This is a genomic window from Streptomyces sp. NPDC002742 (assembly GCF_042888885.1).
GTDB lineage: Bacteria > Actinomycetota > Actinomycetes > Streptomycetales > Streptomycetaceae > Streptomyces.
On sequence record NZ_JBIAQF010000020.1, the window covers coordinates 145657 to 167697 of the forward strand.

Annotated in this window: 5 protein-coding genes; all 5 read right to left on the minus strand. The window is 73.3% G+C overall.

Annotated features, from left to right (window positions below; all coding sequences use genetic code 11):
* Window positions 1-51 precede the first annotated feature (51 nt).
* The gene (locus tag ACFYW8_RS31175; protein ID WP_389084481.1) at window positions 52-831 is read right to left on the minus strand and encodes an alpha/beta fold hydrolase; all 780 of its coding nucleotides are present in this window, start codon (window positions 829-831) and stop codon (window positions 52-54) included.
* A gap of 93 nt (window positions 832-924) precedes the next feature.
* Window positions 925-2061 (minus strand): alpha/beta fold hydrolase, encoded by a 1137-nt coding sequence (locus tag ACFYW8_RS31180; protein ID WP_365881066.1) that lies wholly within the window; start codon window positions 2059-2061, stop codon window positions 925-927.
* On the minus strand, window positions 2058-4733 hold the full coding sequence (locus ACFYW8_RS31185; RefSeq protein WP_389084489.1) for a thioester reductase domain-containing protein: 2676 nt from the start codon (window positions 4731-4733) through the stop codon (window positions 2058-2060). The genes ACFYW8_RS31180 and ACFYW8_RS31185 overlap by 4 nt, the downstream gene beginning before the upstream one ends.
* Before the next feature lie 96 nt (window positions 4734-4829).
* Window positions 4830-19529, minus strand: coding sequence for an SDR family NAD(P)-dependent oxidoreductase (locus ACFYW8_RS31190; protein ID WP_389084496.1), 14700 nt, complete (start codon window positions 19527-19529; stop codon window positions 4830-4832).
* A 327-nt stretch (window positions 19530-19856) separates the two neighbouring features.
* Entirely contained in the window at window positions 19857-21659 is a 1803-nt protein-coding gene (locus tag ACFYW8_RS31195) for a fatty acyl-AMP ligase (RefSeq protein WP_389084499.1), read from the minus strand.
* Window positions 21660-22041: the final 382 nt, after the last annotated feature.

Consider the following 22041-nt stretch of genomic DNA (forward strand, 5'->3'; position numbering starts at 1 on the left):
GGTTCTCGCGGGCCGGGGGCCTGCTCGGCGGGCCCCCGGCTTCAGGCCCGGCTACGGCTGGTCGGTCACGAACCGGTCGACCACGGCCGTGAGTTCCGCCGGCTTCTCCACGGGCAGTTCGTGGCCGGCGTCCAAGATCCGCACCACGGCGTCCGGGTAGGCCTTCGCCATCCGCAGCATCTGCGAGACCGGCAGTTGGATGTCGTGGTAGCCGTGGACGAGGAGGGTGGGAGTCCGGATCTCCCCCAGCCGGTCGAAGACATCGAAGGACCGCATGGCGCCGTAGCACGTCATGACCACTTCCCTGGGCGTGTCCGCCGAGGCCCGGACGTACTCGCGGATCTTCTCGCGCGGGTAGCCCGGGGCGAAGGCCCGCTGGATGTTGGCGGCCACGAACAGCTTGAACGGCACCAGGGTCGAGACCGCCATCAGCAGACCCCTCCCCCGGCTGTACGTCATCCTGCTGATCGAGCTCACCAGCACCAGCCGCTCGACCCGCTCGGGGTGGTCGAGCGTCAGGGTCTGCGCGATCATCCCGCCCATCGAGTGGCCGACGAGGACGAACCGCTCGAGCTCCAGGTGGTCGAGGACGGCGAGAACGTCGACGGCCAGCTCCGCCACGGTCCGCCGTCCCGACCCGTCGCTGTCCCCGTGCCCACGCAGGTCCAGCCGTACGACCCGCCGCTTCCGGGCGAAGTGGTCCGCCTGGTGGTCCCAGCGGTGCCGGTCGGCCGTCCAGCCGTGGATGAACACCAGGGGCACGCCGTCGCCGTCACGGGGGCCTTCGTCGTCGTACGTCAGCGTGGCGCCGTCGACTTCGAGCTGCGGCATGGAGCCTCCTGGACTGCGGTCTGATCGCCGGTCGATCCGGTCACCGGCCGGCGTGGTTACTGGTCGGTACGGTATCTGGGCGAGGGGCCGCCGTCACCGTCGTCCGTCGAGGAATTCGAGGATGTGCCCGAATACGTCGAGGGCGGCGCCCCGGCCCAGGAACGTGTCCAGGTGGCCGTAGGCGGGGATCTCGGTGTACGACACGTCCAGTTGGGGCTGCCGGTGTGCCAGGACCTCGTGGCAGAGCTTCTGCGAGTCCAGCCACAGTCCGTTCTCGCTGCCCGCGAGCAGCAGCACCGGGGTGTCGATGCGGGCGGCCGCGTCCAGCGCGTTGGGTGGCAGCGCCCGGTAGCGATGGTCGGTGTCGTGCCAGCGGACGACGCTGCGGGCCAGTTCGATGCGGCGCAGGTGCGGCAGGATCCACAGGGGCGCGGGCCCGAGGAGTTCGGCGAGCCGGTCGTGGGTGGCCTCGGACAGGTTCTCGTGCAGGAACAGCGAGGCGCCCGAGCCCCAGGCCGAGTTGTGGAGGATCTGACAGGTCGGGTCCGGGCAGCCCGCCCCGCGCGAGGCCAGCGCGAACAGCGGCGTGTACCTCGACCGGAGACCCACTTTGCGGAAGTCGACCGGGATGTGGTCGATCCGGTTCTTCAGCAGTTCACCCGCCACCGTCATCCGCAGCGAGGTGCGTCCCGCGAGCTTCGGGGTCAGGAACACCCCCTGGGAGACGACGCCCGCGAGGCCGGGCACCAGCCCCGCCGTCATGCTCAGCGACAGGGTGAGCGAGCCGATGCAGTGGGCGACCACGAACAGCGGCCGGTCGCCGATGCGTTCACGGATGCGGGAGACCGCTTCGGGGATGTCGTGGAGAGCGACGTCGTCGTAGGTGTACCTCTGGCCGGTCTCGTTGTACGGAAGCCGGCAGCTGCCCCGCCAGTCGAGCAGCCAGGGCTCGTAGCCGTCGTCGAGCAGGACGTCGACGAGGTTGCGGGTCTCGGGCAGCAGGAACATGTCCGCGGACGCGGTGTGCCCGTGCAGGAGGAGCACGGCGGGCCGGTCCCGCTCGCCGCTGTCGATGCGGGTGAGTCCGAGGCGTACACCGTCCCCGGCATGGAAGGGGATCTCCTCGACCTGCGCAGGGTCGAGGCGGTGGCGCAGCGGCCGTAGGACCGTGCCCGTCCTGACCTTGCGGATCGCGGGCCTGGTGCGGGAGTTGGCGGTTCTGAGGATCATCGGTGGCGCTCCGAGGGGGTCCGGGTGCGCCGCAGGTCCAGGAGGTCCGCGGCGGCGCGGGCGAAGGGGCTGATCAGTCCGCGGCCCATCTCCGCGCCGAACCAGGCGAGCCAGGTCAGTTTGGCGGCGCGCTTCTCCTGGCCGGTCAGTCGCGGGTCGACCTTGATGCCGTCGATCTGGTCGCGTACATAGCTGTCGGCGGGCACGACCAACTCGCCTTCGAAGCGGGCCGGTTCGCCCTCGCGGCCGAACTCGACGCTCAGCGCACGGGTCTGCCGCCATACGTCACGGCGGGCGCGGGCGTACTTGTGGCCCTCCAGCCACCAGCGGCCTCCGTCGGCGTCGCGCAACGTCAGCCGGTAGCGCAGGAGTTGGTGGCGCATCCCGTGCCGCTGCGGGATGCCCTCCTCGGGGCGGATCCAGACGTCGCCCCGCTCCACGAGCAACGGCGCGGGATGGGCCGCGGCGCACACCAGCTCGCCGCCGACGTCCACCCGGCGCTCCTTCACCAGTTGGTACATGCTCGCGATGGAGAGGGTGAGCGCCATCGAGCAGGGGGTGTCGGCCTCGGCGCCGACCGGGCCCACGGCGCCCTCGGTCGTCTCGGGGAACCACAGGTACGGCTGGTCGTCCTTGTGGGGCAGCCGGGCCAGGCCGTCCTGGGCGAGCCGCTCGAACGTCCTCAGCTGGGCCCGGGCGTCGTAGCGGGCCGCGGGACGGAGGCCGAGCGCCTCGACGAGCGCGGTGGTGCGTTCGCCGGTGGCCGCCGGCCCCTTCAGGGTCGCCTCGCACAGTTTGAGGGCGGTGGGACTTCGCAACACCCGGGCGAGGAAACTCAGTTCGGGAACAGGGTCGGCTTCCAGACGGGCCAGGACGTCGGTACGCCACTCGTCCCAGTCCTGTACGCGCACGTGCGTCCCGCCGAACGCCATGTCCCGTACGACGTCGTCGAGGGTGTTGGGTACGCCGGTCAGGTTGTAGTCGAACCCCCAGGCGTCGGGTTCGCAGACGACGGCGGCCGCGACCCGGCTCACCCAGTCCACCGGGGCCGCGTTCAGGCAGTTGAAGGCGGGCACCGTGCGGAAGCGGCCGAAGGCCGAGACGAGACCGCTGCTGAGGTCCTGCGGGTTGTGCGCGCCCGTCCGGGTGTGGCCTCCGATGCCTCCCGGGCGCATCGCGGTGACGATCAGGCCGTGGTCGCGGGCCCGCCGCAGAGCGACCTCGGCGGCCCATTTGGTCTGGTCGTAGCCCGCGACGAGGCGGCCGACGCGGGCGAGTGGATCGTCCTCGCCCATGGAAGAGATGCCGACCTCGTTGAAGACCGCGATCGAGGAGATGTGGTGCAGCGGCTTGGGCGGGCCGGTCGCCGCCAGTTCGGCCAGGGTCAGCGCGCCGATGACGTTGCTCTGCCTCAGCGACTGGTAGCCGCGCAGGAAGTCCACGGCCGCCGCCACGCCCACGACGCTGTCCAGTTCGTGGGCGAGCTTGTTCCAGACGTCGTCGGACAGGCCGAGGTGCGGACGCCTGATGTCGCCGGGGAGCACGGTCACCCGGCGGCGGATCTCCTTCGACCAGGGCAGCCGGTGGCTCTTCAGCGCCTCGCCGAGCCGGGCCGTGGCCGCCTCCTCGTCGGCCGCGCGAACGAGGCAGTGGACGTGCGCGTCGCTGTGCCTGAGCAGATCGAGGAGCAGATGGCTGCCGAGGAAGCCGGTGGCACCGGTGAGCAGGATCCGGCGGGGCGGCAGGGGTTCGGGCGAGCCGGTCCAAGGCAGGCGGTCGGCCAGCGCGAGGTCGGCCAGGATCTGGTCGAGGTCTTCGGGACGGGCCGAGGCGTACGGGGTGCCGGCGCCGGTGGTCCGGGCGGTGACCGTCGTCCCTGGCAAGGCCCCCGGGGCGAGAGCGGGACTGAACGCCGGGGCGGGGATCCGCAAGGTGTCCGGGGCCTGTGCGGCGCCGATCGTGTCGGTCGCCGGGGCCGGGGCCCGCGCGGCCGTCCGAGTTGCCGCCGGAACCGGTGCCGAGAGGGTCGCCGTGGCACCCGCGGTCGCCAGCCAGCGCTGGGCGAGGCTGCGCGGCCGGGCGTCGGCGAACACCTCGTCGAGGTCGATCTCCATGCCCAGCTCGTCCTCCAGGGCCGCGACGAGTTCCACGGCGCCTACGGAGGTGCCCCCGGCATCGAAGAAGTCGGTGTCGGGCGACAGATGCCCTCCGGGTACGAAGGGACCGGCCGCCGCGGCGACGACAGCGGCCAGGGCGTCCGCGTCGGGTGCGGCGGGTCCAGCGGGGGCGGGGGGTACAGCGCCTGCGGCGGGTACGGCGGGTGCGGGCAGGGGTCCGGCATCGCGGTCCGTCCCGGTACCGGTGCCGCCACCAGCACCCGCTCCGGAGGCCACGACTGTCCTACCCACATCCACATCCACATCCGCATCCGCATCCGCACCGGCACCGGCACCGGCACGGGACGCGAAGGTGTCCGCACCCGTCCCCACAACCGACTCCGTGCCCGTTCCGGTTCCGGTTCCGGTTCCGGCCGCTGCGGGTGTCGCTTCGGGGGCCTGTCTGATTCTTGCCAGCAGGGCCTCCACGCTCGGCCCGCCGTCACCTCGCTCGATCGCCTCGGCGGTCGCCCGTCGTCCGGCGTACGCCACCGCGTCCTCGTTCACTTCACCCATGAGAGCCCTTCCCCCCGTGCACTGTCCGTTTCCGCACTGTCCGTTTCCGCACTGTCCCTGTCCGCGCCGGCTCCGCGGGCCCGGCCGCCGGCCCGCTCACTGCCGCCGCCAGGAGCGGAAGGCCCGCAGGTGTTCCGGCGTGATCACGGTCTCCAGCTGCTCGTCGTCCTGGTCGCCGCCACCGAGCGCGGCCAGCAGACGCCGGGCCGGTACGTTGCGGTCGGTGCGCTCCGCGGTCAGCCGGACCTTCACGCAGCCGAGTCGGTCGGCGCGGTCCGCCAGCCACGCCAGCAGCCGGTCCTCGACGCCTCGGCCGAGCGCGCGGCAGCTCAACATCCAGGCGAGGACGTCGAGTCGGTCGCCGTCCACGCGCAGGGCGAGCAGGCCGATCTGGCCGTAGTCGCCGAAGCGGTCCCGCGCCGCAGCGGTCCACACCTCGCCCTGCTCCCGCCACCGCGCCAGATCGCCACCGTCGGCTGACCGCGGGCGGAGGGTGAACTGATTGGTGCGGCGGACGAGTTGCTCAGCCCGTTCGACGTCGGCCCCGGACAGGGCCCGGATGTCGACCTCAAGTTCCAGCTGGGCGAGGAACTCCTCGAAACCGGCCTGCTCGCGCACCGCGTCCCGCTCCCGCTCCTGCGCGTAGAACCCTGCCCGCAGTCCGTCCTCGGCCGTCGCCGCCGCCGGAACGAGCGGCCACAACCGGCAGAGGAAGTCCTCCAGTTCGACCGACGGAGGGCAGGTCACCGACAGCACTTCCGGCAGCGCGGACCGCACTCCGGCGATCTCGACCGGGTTGTCGTCGAGGAACAGGAAGCTGTCCAGCCCCAGGTTGAGGGTGCGCGCCGCCTCCGCGAGACGACCCGGCTTCGGGCCCCAGCCGGCGGAGAGCACGCTGAAGTGCTCCGCCTTCAGCACGCTGTCCGAACGGTCCAGGACGGCCCGTACGGTGTCCTCGTCGTTGTTGCTGACCAGCGCGAGCAGCGCGCCCGCGGCACGCCACCGCGTCAGCCTCCGTGCCAGCAGCGCCCGCGGTCCGGAAAGATCCACCGCCTCGGGGCCGATCTCCCCGGCGACCCCGCCCCACAGGGTCTCGTCGCCGTCCACCGCGATCACCTTCGGCGCGGGGCGCAGAACCGCTCCCACCACCTGGGCCAGCCGCAGGGCCACCGCCGCCTGGAAGTGCGGGGTGAAGGGGAGGTGGGCCAGCCGTTCGGTCCGTTCGTCGAAGCGTTCCGCGACGGGGTGGTGGCGCGTCCACTCGTCCGGGCCCAACACCGCGATGCCGGGCGAATCGGCCAGCTCGGCGAGGAGTTCGCTCTCCCAGCGCGCGAAGCGGTCCTCCTGCCGCGCCGACGGCAGGATGCCGACGATCAGCGGTCTGCGGGTCCGCTCGGACAGGGCCCGCAGCGCGGCAGGGTAGGCGGTGCGCAGTTCGGTCAGCACCGTGTCGTTCACCGGACCGAACCGCTCCAGGTCCGCCGCGCGCAGCAGCACCACACCCACCGCTGCCGTGGGGTCACCGAGGATGCCCGAGGGGTCGCGCAAGGCGGAGAGCACCTGGTGGTACGGCGCTTCCACGACCGTCGGGCCCTCGTCCCGCGCCCGCTCCCGCGCTCCTTCCCCCGTGGACTCCTGGAGCGCCGCCTCGCACAGGAGCGGCAGGTTGCCGAGCGCGAAGGTGGCGGCGAGGGCGAGCGAGCGGCGCGGACGGGCACCGGGTTCCCGCGCGACCGGAGTTGCTGTCGCGATCGGCGTCGGCGTCGTGCCCGTCGCGATGGGATCTGCCGTCGTACCCGTCGTACCCGTCGTACCCGTCGAACCCGTCGAACCCGTCGCGAACGGAGCTGCCGTCGTACCCGACGCGGCAGTTGACGGCGCGCCCGCCTTACGGACCGTCACGGTCGGGTCGTCGGCCGTCACGGCGAGCAGTCGCAGGAACGCCTCCGCCAGCTCGGTGGAGGTCACCGCGTCCAGGATGTCGAGGTTGTGGTCGAGCCTTACGCGGCCCGCGTCCGGGGTCATGGTGACCATGAGGTCGAGGTCGGAGTACCCCGTTCCGGCCGGGAGCACCTCCAGTCGACCGAGGCGGGCCGCCGAGGAGCGTACGTAGTTGAAGTACACCTCCACCAGCGGGGCGTTCGCCCGGTGCAGGCCCTGGCCGGCCAGTGTCGACAGCACGTCCGAGAACATGGCGCCCTTCGCGAGGACCCGGTCCAGGCGCGCGTCCGTCCGGCGCAGTACCTCCTCGATCCGCTCTCCCGCCGCCGCCTGAGCCGGGAACGGCACCGGTACGCCGAAGAATCCCACCGCGTCGTAGGCGTCGGCGTGGATGCGTGTGTCGACGGGCACGGCGAGGACGAAGCGCTCCCGCTCCCGCGTTCTGGCCAGCAGGACGGTCAGAGTGCCCAGACAGAAGGCGGCCGGGGTGACGGCGAGCCTGCTCGCGGCCGCCGACACCCGCTCCATCAGCCCGTCGGGTATGGCCACGGTCACGCTCCCGGCCCGGTAGGAACGCGTCGCCGGGCGCGGCCGGGCGAGCGTCAGGTCGAGACGCTCGCTGCCGTGGAAGGCCTCGCGCCAGTCGGTGGTGGCGGCGCCGGAGGCATCGCCGGTCCGCTGGGCCTCGATCAGCAGGTCGATGTCACGGTTGGTGACGGTGGCGCCGAGTGAGGCACCGGACAGTTCGGCGTCGATCTCCCCCGCGACGAGCAGCAGCGACTGCAGATCGCTCACCGCGTGGTGCGCGCCGAACAGCAGAATCTGGCCCCGCGCACCGGCGTCGAGCAGCTCGAACCGCCACAGCGGTGCCTGCGCCAGGTCGAACGGCGGCTCCAGCAGCCGGGACAACCGGTCATCGGCGTCGAGTACGGCTTCGGCGGGCAGCTCCGTCCAGCGCAGCAGCGGCTCGGTCGGCCGCCGCTCCACACGCAGGTGTCGGCCTCGCCCGTCCCCTGCGGCGATCGCCGTGCGCAGGGCCGCGTGCCGTCCGGCCAGCCGGGTGACGATGTCGGTGAGTGCCTCGCGGGTGGTCGGCGCGGTGAGCCGGACCGCCAGACCGACGGCGTGCGCCGCGTCCGGCATGCCCGGCTGGGCGCTGCGCAACAGCCGTACGACGTCGCGGGTCGCGGGCCGCAGCTCGCTCTCGGGCGCCTCGGACGTACCGTCCGGCTGTGGCTCCGCTCTCCGTGCCCCGGTGTCGTGTTCGGGCAGCACCTCACCCAGGGCCCGTGCCAGGCCCTGGATGTCGGGCGCCGAGAAGACGGCGGCGGCCGGGAGTTCGGCGCCGAGTTCGCGGGTGAAGGCGTTGCGCAGCCGGACCAGCATGAGTGAGTCGAGGCCCAGTTCCTTGAGGGCCATGGTCGCGGACACCTCCGTGGCACCACCGGAGACCTGGCCGACCTTGGCCCGTACGTACGTTTCGAGGCGTGCGGCCCGGTCCCGGTCCGTCGTCGCCGCGAACACCCGTGCGACGAGGTTGTCCGTGCCCGCCGCGTCCTCGGCGACGGTGATCAGGTCGCCCAGGATCGGCCGTGTGCGGGTCGCGTCCGGGTCGAGCTCCAGTGCCTCCCGGTCCAGGGCGAGGGGGGCGAGCTGGCGACGGGAGGTGGCGAGCACCCGCTCGAACAGGTCGCCCCCTTCCGCCGGGGTGAAGGCGACCAGACCCGAACGGCTCATCTCGGCGGCCCGGGTGCCGGATCCGGCGATCATGCCGACCTCCGTCCAGGCGCCCCAGTCCAGGCTCAGCGCCCGGCGGTCGGTGCGGGAGAGGTGGTGTGCCCAGGCGTCGAGGAAGGCGTTCGCCGCCGCGTAGTGGCTCTGGCCGGACGAGCCGAGGACACCGGCCGCCGAGGCGAAGAGGACGAACCTCTCCGCCTCCGGGATCAGTTCGGTGAGCAGGGTGGTGCCCAGGACCTTGGGGGCGAGCACACGCAGGACGCGTTCGTCGGTCAGGTTCGCGACCGTGGCGTCGTCGAGGACACCTGCCGCGTGGACGACCGCCGATATGGGGCCCACCTCTCGTCGTACGGTGTCGAGGGCGGCCGTCAGCGCGGCACGGTCGGCGACGTCCGCGCGGGCGAGGTGCACGGTGACACCGCGCGCTTCGATCCCCTTGATCCAGCTCTCCGCGGCCGCGTCGGGCCCGCCCCGGCTCAACAGGGCCAGTCGGCGGGCACCTTGGCGGACCAGCCGCTCGGCGGCCACTCGGCCGAGGCCGCCCAGACCACCCGTGACCAGTTGGACGCCGTCCGCGGTGATCCCGCCGTGCCCGCCGTCGTCCGGGCGGGTGCGGGCCAGCCTTGGTACCAGGCGGCCCGACTCCCGCAGCGCGACGAGCCGTTCGTCGTCCGCGTGCCGCAACTGCGTCCACAGGTCGTCTCCGCCGTCCGTGGCCGGCAGGTCGATCAGCGTGGTCGACAGTTCCGGGTACTCCTGGGCCACCGAGAGTCCGAAGCCCCAGGCGAGGGCCTGCTGAGGGTGCGTCACCTGGGTGCTGTCACCGGCGGCCTGGCTGCCCCGCACGACCACGAACAGGCGCGGGGCGCGGCCCCTCGAACGGTCGGCGAACGCCCGTACCAGGTGCAGGGTGCTCAAGCAGCAGCACCGCGCGGCCCCTTCGGCCGTGGCGGCGTCCACCACGGCCGGCGCGTCGAGGGCGGACAGCTGCACCACCTTCTCCGGTGGTCCGTCGCTGAAGGCCTCGTCGAGCAGCCGGGTCAGCTGCCGAGGATCGGACGGATCGAGGACATAGCGGCCGGGCCCCCGGGCGCCGAACTCCGTGCCCCTGCGCACGATCACATGCGGCACGGCGGCCGCGGCCAGCCGTTCCGCGAGTGCGTCGGCCATCCCGGTCTCGTCGGCCAGGACGAGCCAGCCACCGTCGCCCGGCCGCTCCTGTGCGGCCGGGCGCGGCTGCCAGCGGGTCTCGAAGAGCGCGCCGTCCAGCGGCGAGAGCGCGGCGAGCTCGAACTCCGTCGCCTCCAGGACCAGTTGCTCCTTCTCGTCCCAGAGCCGCAGGTCCAGGAGTGCGGTGTCGCCGTCCACGGAGCGCAGCCGGCAGGTCGCCCACACGGGCGCCGAACGCAGGCCGGTGAAGCGCAGCCGTCCGACACCGGCGGGCACGAAGGCCCGGCCCGCGGGCGCGTCGGCCGGCAGGGCCGCCGTGTGGAAGGCGGCGTCGAGGACCGCGGGGTGCAGCAGATGGCCTGCGGCCGGCCGCGGCGCGAGTCGGCCGACCGCCGCGGTACCGGCGCGGTGGCCCTGCGCCAGGCCGCGGAAGGCGGGGCCGTAGTCGATGCCCAGGGCCGCGAGCCCCGCGTAGAGGGCCTGCAGGTCGGCCTCTTCGGCGCACCGCTCGCGCAGCACGGCGATCTCCTCGCCCGCGTCGGGCGCTGCGGGCTCGGGATCTGCGGCGCCGTCGACGACCCGTCCGGTGACGTGCCGCTGCCACGGCGCGCGCCGCTCCCCGGTGGCCACCGAGGCGATGGTGAAGTCCCGTGAGCCGTCCTGTCCGGCGGGCTGCAGAACCAGTTGCAGCCGTACGGGCTTGTCCGCGTCGAGGGACAGGGGCCGCACGAACCTCACGTCGGCCAGTCGCGCCTCGCCGCCGTCCCGCAGAACGGACGCGCCCTCCAGTGCCAGGTCGAGGAAGGCTGCGCCGGGCAGCCAGACCTCGCCGGTGACCCGGTGGTCGGCGAGGTAGGCGAAGCGGCTGTCGCGCAGATCGATCTCACTCTGGAAGATGTGCCGGCCTGGTGTGTCGCTGGCCTCGACATGCGTGCCGAGCAGCGGTGAGCCCCCGGCCGTCCCAGTGGCCCGGGCGGGTGCGCGCCAGTGGCGTTCGCGGGCGAAGGCGTACGTGGGCAGGTCGATCCGGCGGCCCCCGGGGAGCAGCACCGGCCAGTCGGGCGTGTGCCCGGCCTCGTACAACTCCCCCACCCGGCCCAGCAGAACACCCCGTGCGTCCCGCCCGCGGCTCAGCGAGCCGACGGCGACCGCGTCGATCCCCGCCTCGGCCGCCACGGCCTCGACCGACGCGGTGAGCGAGGGGTGCGGGCTCAGTTCGACGAAGTAGCGGTAGCCGTCGTCCAGCATCCGCCGGATCGTGTCCGCGAAACGGACGGGGCGCCCGAGGTTCGCGTACCAGTGGTCGGCGTCGAGCTGGTCGCCGGGCACCGGTTCGGCCAGCACCGTCGAGTACAGCGGGGTCGTCGTGCGCGTGCCCCGGATGCCGGAGAGGCGGTCCAGCAGATCCGCGCGGACCGGGTCCATCAAGGGGGTGTGGGAGGCGAACGGCGTCGACAGTCGCCGGACCGGGATGTCCCGTGCTTCGAGGTGGGCGCGCAGTTCGGCCAGCGCCTCGGCGTCCCCGGAGACGGCCGTGGAGTGCGGGCTGTTGACCGCCGCGACGAACAGCCGGTCCGGGTGGTGCGCGAGCAGCTTCTCGGCCTCCGTGCGCGGCAGTTCCAGGGCCAGCATGCCGCCCTGTCCGACCAGCGGGGCGACCGCTCGGGCGCGACCGGTCACCACGGACACGGCGTCGTCCAGGGTGAGGGCGCCCGCGCTGTAGGCGGCGGCGATCTCGCCGAGGCTGTGCCCGATCACGGCGTCCGGGCGGACGCCGAGCGCACGCCAGGCGGCGGCCAGGGCCGCGTTGACGGCGAAGAGCACCGGTTGCAGGTACTCGGTGCGGTCGAGCGGGGCGTGCTCCTCGGGTGCCCGCAGCACGTTGAGGACCGACCAGCCGACGCGGCGGTGCACCGCCGCGTCGATACGGGCCAGCTCCTCGCGGAAGGCCCGCGACTCCGCCGCCAACTCCAGGCCCATGCCCGGCCACTGGCCGCCGTGCCCGGCGAAGACGAAGGCCACCTTGCCCGTCGGCTCGGCGCGGGGCGGGGCCAGCGGTGTCCGTCCCGTCGCCAACGCGTCCAGCCGTGAGCGCAGTTCGTCCCGGTCACCGGCGACGATCGCCGCTCGCCGTTCGAAGTGGCTGCGGTGTCGCGCCAGGGTGTGGGCGACGTCGGGCAGGGCGACGTCCTCGTCCAGGTACCGGGCCAGCTGCGCGGCCTGCCCCCGCACGGCGGCCTCACCGCGCCCGGACAGTGCGAACAGCCTTTTCCCCGGGGTGATTTCGTCCTGCGGCGGGACTTCGGCCGGACCGGCCTCCTCCACGATCAGGTGCGCGTTGGTTCCGCTGATGCCGAAGGCGCTCACCCCGGCCCGCCGTGGGCGTTCGCCCGAGGTCTGCCAGGCGACGGTCTCCCGCAGCAGGTGCAACCCGCTGTCGTCCCAGTCGACATGGCGACTGGGCGTATCGGCGTGGAGGGTGCGCGGAAGGGACCCGTGCCGCAGGGACTGTACGACCTTGATCAGACCGGCCACGCCCGAAGCCGCCTGTGTGTGACCGATGTTGGACTTGAGCGAGCCCAGGTACAGGGGGCGGCCCTCGGGCCGCGAGGTGCCGAAGACCTCCGCGAGGGCGTTCGCCTCGATCGGGTCGCCCAGGGTGGTGCCGGTCCCGTGCGCCTCGATGTAGTCGATGTCGGCGGGTTCAAGACCGGAAAGCTCCAGTGCCCGCCGGATCACCTGTTCCTGGGCCGGACCGTTCGGCGCGGAGAGGCCCTGGCTGCGGCCGTCCTGGTTGACGGCCGTACCGCGCAGGACGGCCAGCACCTCGTCGCCGTCGCGCCGCGCGTCGCCGAGCCGCTTCAGTACGACCATGCCGACGCCTTCTGCCCAGATGGCACCGTCGGCGTCGTCGGAGAAGGAGCGGCAGCGGCCGGTCGGGGACAGCCCCCGCAGACGGCTGAACTCGACGAAGGTTCCCGGCGTCACCATCAGCGTCACCCCGCCGGCGAGCGCCAGGTCGCACTCGCCGGACCGCAGCGCCTGCGCCGCCAGGTGCAACGCCACCAGGGACGACGAGCAGGCGGTGTCCACCGTCAGCGCCGGTCCGTTCAGGCCCAGCGTGTACGCGAGCCGGCCCGAGGCCACGCTCGGCGCCGATCCCGTGCCGACGTACCCGTCCAGCTGGTCGAGCCGGGAGCCCGTGAGGTAGTCGCTGCCGAACATGCCGACGTACACACCGGTGCTGCTGCCCGCCAGTTCGGCCGGCACGATCCCGGCGCGCTCCAGTGCCTCCCACGCCGTCTCCAGCAGCAGCCGCTGCTGCGGGTCCATGGCCGCCGCTTCCTTCGCGGTGATGCCGAAGAAGCCCGCGTCGAAGGATTCCAGGTCGCCGAGGAAGCCGCCTTCCTTGGCGTAGGACGTGCCCAGGGCCTCCGGGTCGGGGTCGTACAGCGACTCCACGTCCCAGCGGTCGGCCGGGAACGGACCCACCGCGTCGCGGCCCTCGGCGACGAGATGCCACAGTCCCTCGGGGTCGCTGACGCCGCCGGGCAGACGGCAGGCCATGGCCACCAGGGCCAGCGGCTCGTCCGACGTCGGCGTCGGGGTGCCGTGGGGCCCCGGGGCGGGTGCGCCGCGCCGGACGGTGCGGCCGTCGGTGGCGAGTGCGGTGGTCAGCAGGTGGGCGGAGAGCCGGGCCGCGGTGGGGTGGTCGAACAGCAGGGTGGCGGGGAGTCTGGCGCCGATCCGGGTGCCGATGCGGTTGCGGAGCTCCACCGCCGTGACCGAGTCCATGCCGAGCTCACGCAGCGGCCGATCGGGGCCCACGGATTCGGCCGAGCGCAGGCCGAGCGCCCGGGCCGCCTCCTCACGGACCAGGGCCAGGACACGTGCGGCGCGGTCGGCCTCGGGAAGCCGGGCGAGCCGGTCCGCCAGATGGGCACCGCCGTCCTGGCCGGTGCGGGACGCGGGCAGCAGCGAGCGCCACAGGGCCGCCGTACCGTCCTCCGTGGCGGCCGTGCTTTCGCGCAGGCGAGGCAGGTCCAGGGACCAGGCGATCAGGTGCGGTGTGCCGCGGCGCAGGGCGAGTTCGACGAGTTCGCGGCCCTGGTCGGGAGTGAGGGCACGGTGGCCGAGACGGGCCATCCGGTCCAGGTCGGCGTGTTCGGCGGCGAGCCCTTCGCCCGCCCAGGCACCGAAGGAGACGGAGACTCCGGGCAGGCCCAGGGCCCGCCGGTGGTGGGCCAGTTGGTCGAGGAAGACGTTGGCCGCCGCGTAGTTGGCCTGCCCCGGGCTGCCGAGCACTCCGGCCGCCGAGGAGATCAGCAGGAAGAGGTCGAGCGGGGTGTCGGCCGTGAGCCGGTGGAGATGGGCGGCGCCGTCCACCTTGGGACGCAGCACCCGCGCGAGGCGTTCGGGCGACAGGTCGGCGACCACCCCGTCGTCCAGGACTCCGGCGCAGTGCACGACACCCCGCAGCGGCAACGCGTCGTCGGCTCGGGCGAGAACGCCGGCCAGGGCCGCCGCGTCCGCGACGTCGCACTCGGCGATCTCGACCTCGGCTCCGAGCGCGGTCAGTTCGGCGGTGACCTCTGCGGCACGCGGATCCGCCGCTCCCTGACGTGAGGTCAGAAGGAGCCGGGGGACGCCGTGTTCGGCGAGGAGCCGGGCGATGTGGCGGCCGACGGCACCGAGCCCGCCGGTGATCAGCACCGTGCCGTCGGTGGGCACCGGGGCGCCTCGGCCGACGAGGTCGAGGACGACGGGGGCGCTCGACATCCTGGCACGCCGTATCGCCTCACGTGCGGCGCTGACGGGCAGGACCTGGGGGCGGGCCGGACGCAGCCGCCCTGCGAGGAACTCGTGCAGCGTCCCGGCCGCCTCCTCGACAGTGGTGGCTCCGCCGGGCGCGAGGGGCAGGGCGGCCGCGTTCGTGAACGGCACGTCGTCCGGGAGTACCGCGACCAGCCGTGCGTCGGCGATCGCCATGGAGCCGGGCGAGCTGTCGGCGAGGGCGACGACCCGCAGACCGGGGCTCAGGTCCGTCACGTCGTCGGCGGTCTCGGTGACCACACCGGCGCAGGCGGTACGCGGCCGCTCCCCACCGGGCCCGGGAACCGCCATGGCGTGCACCAGAATCCTCACCCGGCCCGAGGTCAGGGCCGGGGACTCCACCGCGCGCAGGGTCGGGTCGGCCGCGGGACCGGCCAGTTCGTAGCAGTCACCGGCCGGGATCCGCAGTGCGTCGGCCGTGCGGGCACGCACCAGCCGCGGGACGAGCAAGGAGCCTTCGCGGGAAGCGAGTTCGGGTTCGTGGGCATGGGCGACGGCCGCCCGCAGAGTGTCGGCGGGATCGGAGCCTTCGAGGTCGAGCAGGGTCAGCCCGAGGTGCGGGTGTTCGGTCCGGGCGGTGCGGGCGAGGCCCCACAGCACCGACTGGGCGAGGCCGGGCACGGTGTCCGCGGCGCCGGTCGCGACCGCGCCGCAGGTGACCCAGACGGTCCGGGCGGACGGCCGGTCGTCCGCAGGCACGATCAGGGCGCGCAGTTCGGCCAGCGCCGTGGCGGCCAACTCCTGGGCAGCGGCGGCCGGTTCGGCGTCGGTCGCCGGACGCGACCAGAATCGTACGACGACGTCGGCGCCCGTCTCGCGCACCTGGATGCCTGCCGCCGCCAGGCCGCGCAGGGCGGCCGCGACCTGCGGGTCCGAGCGGTCGCCGTGGACGGCCCACGTGGCGCCCGGGAGTGCCGCGGGCTGTCCGGTCACGGCCGTCCACGCGACTTCGTACAGGTGACGGCCGTTCTCCGACGCGCCGTTCAGGTCCGCCGGGTCGGCGGCCCGCAGCCGGACGTCCTCCAGTCGGCCCGCCGGGAGGCCGTCGGTGTCCCACAGGGTCACGTCGAGGGTGAGGTCCGTCCCCGAACCGCCCGTACGGCGTACCAGCGCCGTGAGGTCGCTCGCGCCTCCGGGCGGCAGGACGCAGCGGCCCACCGCGACCGGCAGCAGCACCCGGCCGTCGGACGCGTCCAGCGCGGCTGCCACGTGCAGCGCGGCGTCCAGCAGCGCCGGGTGGAGGGGGTAGGGATCGCTCGCGTCGCGGGCCACGGCGGGCAGCGACAGCCTGGCCAGCAGCTCCCCGTCCGCGGTGGTCGTGACCGCCGACCGGACGCCCTGGAAGGAGGGCCCGTAGCCGAGACCGAGCGCGGCCAGCCGTTCGTACGTCCCGGCGCTCCAGGCGGACTCGGCGCCCTCCGGCCATACCGGCGGCCGCGCCGCCGTCGCCGGGGCGGGGGCGGGGGCGGCCTCCGACGCGGTGGCGTGCAGGGTCCAGCCCTGGGCCTCCCCGCCGCGCGGGCGGCTGTGCACGGTGACCTCGGGCGCGGATCCGGTGATGACCACTTCGACCGACACCTCGACCGTGCCGGTCCCCGGCAGCACGAGGGGCGCGAGCAGGAGCAGATCGGTCACGTCACCGGAAGCGTCCGGGCGGGCCACGGCGAGCGCGGCACGGCACAGCTCCATCACTGTCGTGCCCGACACCACGGTCCGCCCGAACACGGCGTGGTCGGGCAGCCAGTCGGCGGTGGCCGGGGACCATTCGTTGCGGAAGGTCCAGCGGGTCTCGTCCGCCGACTGCAGCTGAACCCCGAGCAACGGGTGCGCGGCGCGGTCGAAGAGACCGGAGTCCACGGTCCCCGACCCGGGTTCCGGCTCGATCCAGTAGGACTGCGGATCCCAGGCGTACGTGGGCAGGTCGGCCGTCGGCCCGTCGGGAACGAGACGGCGCCAGTCGATCCGCCGTCCGTGGACGTGGAGTTCGGCGGCGGCGCGGTCCAGACAGGCGGGCCCGTCCTCGTCACGGCGCAGCGATCCGACGGCGATCAGGTCCTCGTGGCCGCGGTCCTCGGCGACCGTGCGCACGGCGGTGACGAGGGAGGGGTGGGGGCTGAGTTCGACGAAGTGGCGGTAGCCGTCGGCGGCCATGCGTTCCACGGTCGGCGCGAAGCGTACGGGTTCACGCAGGTTCGTGTACCAGTAGTCGGCCTCCAGCTCCTGCGTGACCGGCTCGCCCGTGACCGTGGAGTACCAGGCGACAGCGGTCGGGGAGGTGGTGACGCCGTCGAGTTCGTCGAGGACCGTCGCGCGCAGCGGCTCGACCCGGGCGCTGTGGGAGGCGTAGTCGACGTCGAGTCGGCGGACGAACACCTGCTCCCGGTCGAGGTCGGCGAGCAGGGCGTCGAGCGGCTCCACGTCACCGGCGATCACCGTCGAGCGGTTGCTGTTCACTGCGGCGACGGACACCCGGCCGCCGAGACCGGCCAGGCGCGCCGCGACCTCGGTGTGCGGCAGGGCGACGACGGCCATGGTCCCGGTGCCGGAGAGCTCGGTCAGGGCCTGGCTGCGCAGGGCGACCACCGCGGCGGCGTCGTTGAGGCTCAGCGCCCCCGCGACGCAGGCTGCGGCGACCTCGCCCTGGCTGTGTCCGATCACCGCGTCGGGCCGTACGCCACGGGCCCGCCACACCGCCGCCAGGGAGACCATCACGGCGAAGAGGACCGGCTGGACGACGTCCACCCGGTCCAGGGACGGGGCGCCCTCGTCGCCGCGCAGGACGGCCGCCACCGACCAGTCGGTGAACGGACGCAGTGCGGCGTCGCAGCGGTCGAGTTCGTCGGCGAACACCGGCGACCGGTCGAGGAGTTCGCGTGCCATACCGGACCACTGGGCACCCTGACCGGGGAACACGAACGCCAACTTGCCCGGTGGGAGGGTCTGTTGCGGACCCACGACCAGGTCGGGGTCCGGGGTCCCCTCGGCCAGGCCGCGGAGCGCGGTGAGCAGTTCGTCGTGGTCGCCCGCCAGGACGACGGCGCGGTGCTCGAAGTGTGTGCGGTGGTGGGTCAGCGTTGCGGCCACGTCGGACAGCGCCGGACACGGTCGTGCGGCGAGCACGTCGAGCAGGCGGGCCGCCTGCCCTCGGAGGGCCGGGAGGGTGCGGGCGGACAGCGGGAAGAGGGTGGGCTCCCCGGTACGGGGGTGCTGGGCGAGCGCCGGAGCGGGAGTGGGAGTGGGAGCCGATGTCAGTGCCGGTACTGGTGTCGGCGTCGCGGCCGGAGTTGGTGTCGGCGTCGCGGCCGCTGCCGCAGCCGGTGCCGGTGCCGGTGCCGGTGCCGGTGCCGCAGCCGGAGTTGGTGCCAGCGTCGCGGCCGGTGCCGATGTCAGCGCCGGTACTGGTGTCGGCATCGCGGCCGGAGTTGGTGTCGGCGTCGTGGCCGCTGCCGGCGCCGCAGCCGGTGTCAGCGTCGCGGCCGGTCGTGTCAGATCCTCCGGCGACTCCTCCAGCACCACGTGCGCGTTGGTGCCGCTGATCCCGAACGCGCTCACCCCGGCCCGCCGTACCCGGTCACCGCGCCGTGGCCACGCCTCGGCGCCGCTGTGCACACGCAGGCCGCCGGCTGCCCAGTCGACGTGCTCGGTCGGGGTCTCGGCGTGCAGGGACGCCGGCAGCCGTTCGTGCCCCAAGGACAGGACCGTCTTGATGACGCCGCCGATGCCGGCCGCGGCCTGCGTGTGACCGATGTTGGACTTCAGGGAGCCGACGCCGAGCGGCCGGTCCGCCGGGCGCCCCGGTCCGAAGACCGAGGCGAGGGCCCGGCCCTCGATGGGGTCGCCGAGCCGCGTGCCCGTGCCGTGCGCCTCGACGTGGTCCAGGTCCTCCGGCCGGAGCCCGGCGTCGTCGAGAGCGGCGCGCAGCACCCGTTCCTGTGCCGGGCCGTTCGGCGCGCTCAGGCCCTGACTGCGGCCGTCCTGGTTGATCGCCGACCCCTTGACGACCGCCAGGACCCGGTCGCCGTCCCGGCGCGCGTCCGCGAGCCGTTTGAGGAGCACCAGACCGCAGCCCTCGGCCCACACCACCCCGTCCGCCTCGGTGGAGAACGGGCTGCACCGCCCGGACGGCGAGAGCCCGCGCAGCCTGCTGAACTCGACGTGCCCGCGCGGTGTCACGAGGAGTGTCGCGCCACCGGCCAGCGCGAGGTCGCACTCGCCGCCGGCCAGTGCCCGCGCCGCCAGGTGCAGGGCCACGAGAGAGGAGGAGCAGGCGGTGTCGACCGTGACGGCCGGCCCCTGGAGTCCGAGGGTGTAGGCGATGCGCCCGGACGCCACGCTGGACGCCGAGCCCGTGCCGACGTGCCCGTCGAGCCGGTCCAGCGGGGCCGAGGCGAGGTATCCGCTGTCGTACAGGCCGACGTAGACGCCCGTCGAGCTGCCGTTCAGCGTCTCCGGGACGATCCCGGCGCGCTCGATCGCCTCCCAGGCGGTCTGCAGCAGCAGCCGTTGCTGCGGGTCCATGGCCGCGGCCTCGCGCGGCGAGATCCCGAAGAAGGCCGCGTCGAAACGGTCGATGCCGGTCAGGAAGCCGCCACGCAGGGTGTAGGCCTTGCCGATGGCCTCCGGGTCGGGGTCGTAGAGATCCTGGGTGTCCCAGCGGTCCGCGGGCACTTCGCCGACGGCGTCCTCTCCAGCCGCCAGCAGCCGCCAGAGGGCCTCCGGATCGTCGGCGCCCCCGGGGAACCGGCAGGCCATGGAGATGATCGCTATGTCGTCGTCCCTCCGCGCGGAGGGGACCGCGGGCGCGAAGGCCGGGGCGGGATCGGCCGCACCCCGGGGCTGTTCCTCGAATACGGCCTCGGCGATCCCCGCGATCGTGGGGTGGTCGAACACGAGGGAAGGCTCAACGGGCCGCCCGGTCCACTCGGACAGGCCTACGGCCAACGTCACCAACTGCCGTGATCCCAGACCGAATTCGGCGATCGGGCGCTCCGGCGATACGTTCGACGGGGCAAGCCCGGCCACCTCGGCGACGGCCGACGTCAACCAGGCCCGCACCCCGTCGGAGGTCGTCGGGGACGTCTCGGGGAGCTGCTTCGGGGACTCGTTCGCAGGCATCTGGGCTGGTGTCCTCGTGAACTTGGGCTCAAGTGGATTCCGTACGACCGGCGCGACGGGCGCGCTCGGCGTACGACGGATGCCGCCGACGCACGTCGCACGGCAGACGGCAGACGGCAGACGGCAGACGGCAGACGGCAGACGGCAGACGGCAGACGGTGAATTCGGTTGGCGTGCGGCGGACTCCGGTGGCAGTACCAGCGCGGCAAGACCCCCGCGGCGATGACACACCACCGCCGCAGCGACGGCCTATGACCGAGGAACAGACTTACCCGAGGCCGCCGTTGAGCCGCCGACGGCGCGTGGGCGCGCCGTCGGCGGTGCGGATCATCTCGTCGCGGGCCCGCCGACCAGGGAGAGAGTGCCGTCGAGATAGGCCGCCCGGGAGGCGCGGCGCTGGATCTTCCCGCTGGACGTCTTGGGGATGGTGCCGGGGTGGACGAGCACGACGTCGCGCACCGGCAGACCGTGCGCCTCGCCGATGGCGCCGCGGATCAGATCGATGATCTTCTCGGACTCGCCCGCCGCCTCAGGTGCCGCCTCGGCGACGACGACGGGCTGCTCACCCTCCCCTCCGCCGTCCACGGAGAAGGCGGCGGTGCAGCCGGGCCGCAGCGCCCAGTGGGACATCTCGGCGGACAGTTCCAGGTCCTGCGGGTAGTGGTTGCGTCCGTCGATGACCATCAGGTCCTTGAGACGGCCGGTGACGAAGAGTTCGCCGTCGCGCAGGAATCCGAGGTCGCCGGTGCGCAGGAACCGGCCCTCGCGCCCCCCGAGGGTGGCCCGGAAGGTCTGCCGGGTGGCGAGCGCGTTGCGCCAGTAGCCCTTGGCGACACTCGCTCCGGAGACCCAGATCTCGCCGACCTCGCCCTCGGGCAGCTCCTCCTGCCGTTCGGGGTCTGCGATCACCACGGTGATGCCGGGGCCGGGCCGGCCTGAGCCGACCGCTGCCGCGTCCGCCGACCTGGCCTCCGCCGCGCCGGCGGGCGGCCCCGCCCCGGCCCAGCCGTCGGCGGTGGCGGTGTCAGTGGCACTGGCACTGGCACTGGCACTGGCACTGGCACTGGCACTGGCCAGGGTGGGCGGGGCCTGCACCGAACCGCCGGTCACGATCAGCGTGGCCTCGGCCAGGCCGTAGCACGGATACAGGGCCTCACGGCGGAAGCCGACCGCACCGAAGGTCTCGGTGAACCGGCGCAGGGTCGCGGCCCGCACCGGTTCGGCGCCGTTGAAGGCGACCTTCCACCGGCTCAGGTCGAGGCCGTCGAGGAGGTCCGGGGTGGCGTGCTTCAGGCACAGTTCGTAGGCGAAGTTGGGGCCGCCGCTGGTGTGCGGGCGGTACCGGCTGATGGCGGTCAACCAGCGCTCGGGCCGCTGCAGGAAGTGCAGCGGGGAGAAGAGAGTGGCGGTCACGCCGAGGTAGACCGCGTTCAGGACCGGACCGATGAGGCCCATGTCGTGATAGACGGGCAGCCAGCTGACGAAGAGTTCATGGTCGTACTCCTCGATCACGTCGGGAGTGTGGCCCATCCGCTCCGTGATGACCCGTTCGTTGTCCAGCAGGTTCCCGTGGGTCACCATCACCCCGCGCGGGGCTGAGGTGGACCCGGAGGTGTACTGGAGGAAGGCGAGCGAGTCGGCGGTGAGGTCGGGTTCGCGCCAGGAACCGGCCGCCTCGTCGGGGATGTCCTCGGTCGCGACGCAGGTGATCTCGGCGAGTTCGGGCAGGTGTTCCGACATGGTGGCGAGGGCCGCGAGCACCTCACGGCCACCCAGGATGACCTTGGCGTCCGCGTCGGCGATCAGTCGCTTCATCCGGAGCAGGGCACGGTGGTTCTGCGACCGCCCCTGCGGGGGCAGGCCCGGCACGGCGACGACCCCGGCCGAAAGACAGCCGAGGTAACCGCAGATGAACTCGATGCCGGGCGGATACAGCAGGATGGCGCGGGAACCGGCCAGGCCACGCTCCTGCAGCCAGGCGGCGACGGCCCGGGACCGCTCCGCGAGCCGCCCGTAGGAGATGTCCTGGAGCTCTCCGTCGCAGTCACCCGTGACGAGGTACCGGTAGGCGGTCCGGTCGGGCTGTCGGGAGGCATGCGTGGTCAGTAGATCGACCAGGGAACGAGCCATAAAAGGAGTCTCACCTGTTCGGATAAGTGAGCGGGAGGACTGGAGTTCGGAGGCCGCGTCATGGGTACGCCGCAGATGCCGTGTCCGCCTGGCCCCCTTGCCAGAACGTCCTTCTCGGCCAATCCGCCCGGGATGCGGCGGCGATGCTCGCGCCGGCTCCCGTGGCCCCCTACGGATTGCTACCAACGAGTAACACGATAGCAAGTCCGACCGCGCCCACAGATGTAACTCCGGGTACTAAATGAGGAATTGGGCGATCTGACGCTCAGTCACCACACGTGAACCGGGTGAAGTGGCTGGTAAGCGGGACGCCTCGGAGCGGCATGTGTGCCGCGTCACGTTTCTCCGAACACCGTTCGAGCCGCCTGGTCGCGCCCCTCAC

Bases quoted from the DNA above. Each gene is read 5' to 3' on its own strand.
- ACFYW8_RS31175 (WP_389084481.1), bottom strand. From the start codon at position 831: ATGCCGCAGCTCGAAGTCGACGGCGCCACGCTGACGTACGACGACGAA.
- ACFYW8_RS31180 (WP_365881066.1), bottom strand. From the start codon at position 2,061: ATGATCCTCAGAACCGCCAACTCCCGCACCAGGCCCGCGATCCGCAAG.
- ACFYW8_RS31185 (WP_389084489.1), bottom strand. From the start codon at position 4,733: ATGGGTGAAGTGAACGAGGACGCGGTGGCGTACGCCGGACGACGGGCG.
- ACFYW8_RS31190 (WP_389084496.1), bottom strand. From the start codon at position 19,529: ATGCCTGCGAACGAGTCCCCGAAGCAGCTCCCCGAGACGTCCCCGACG.
- ACFYW8_RS31195 (WP_389084499.1), bottom strand. From the start codon at position 21,659: ATGGCTCGTTCCCTGGTCGATCTACTGACCACGCATGCCTCCCGACAG.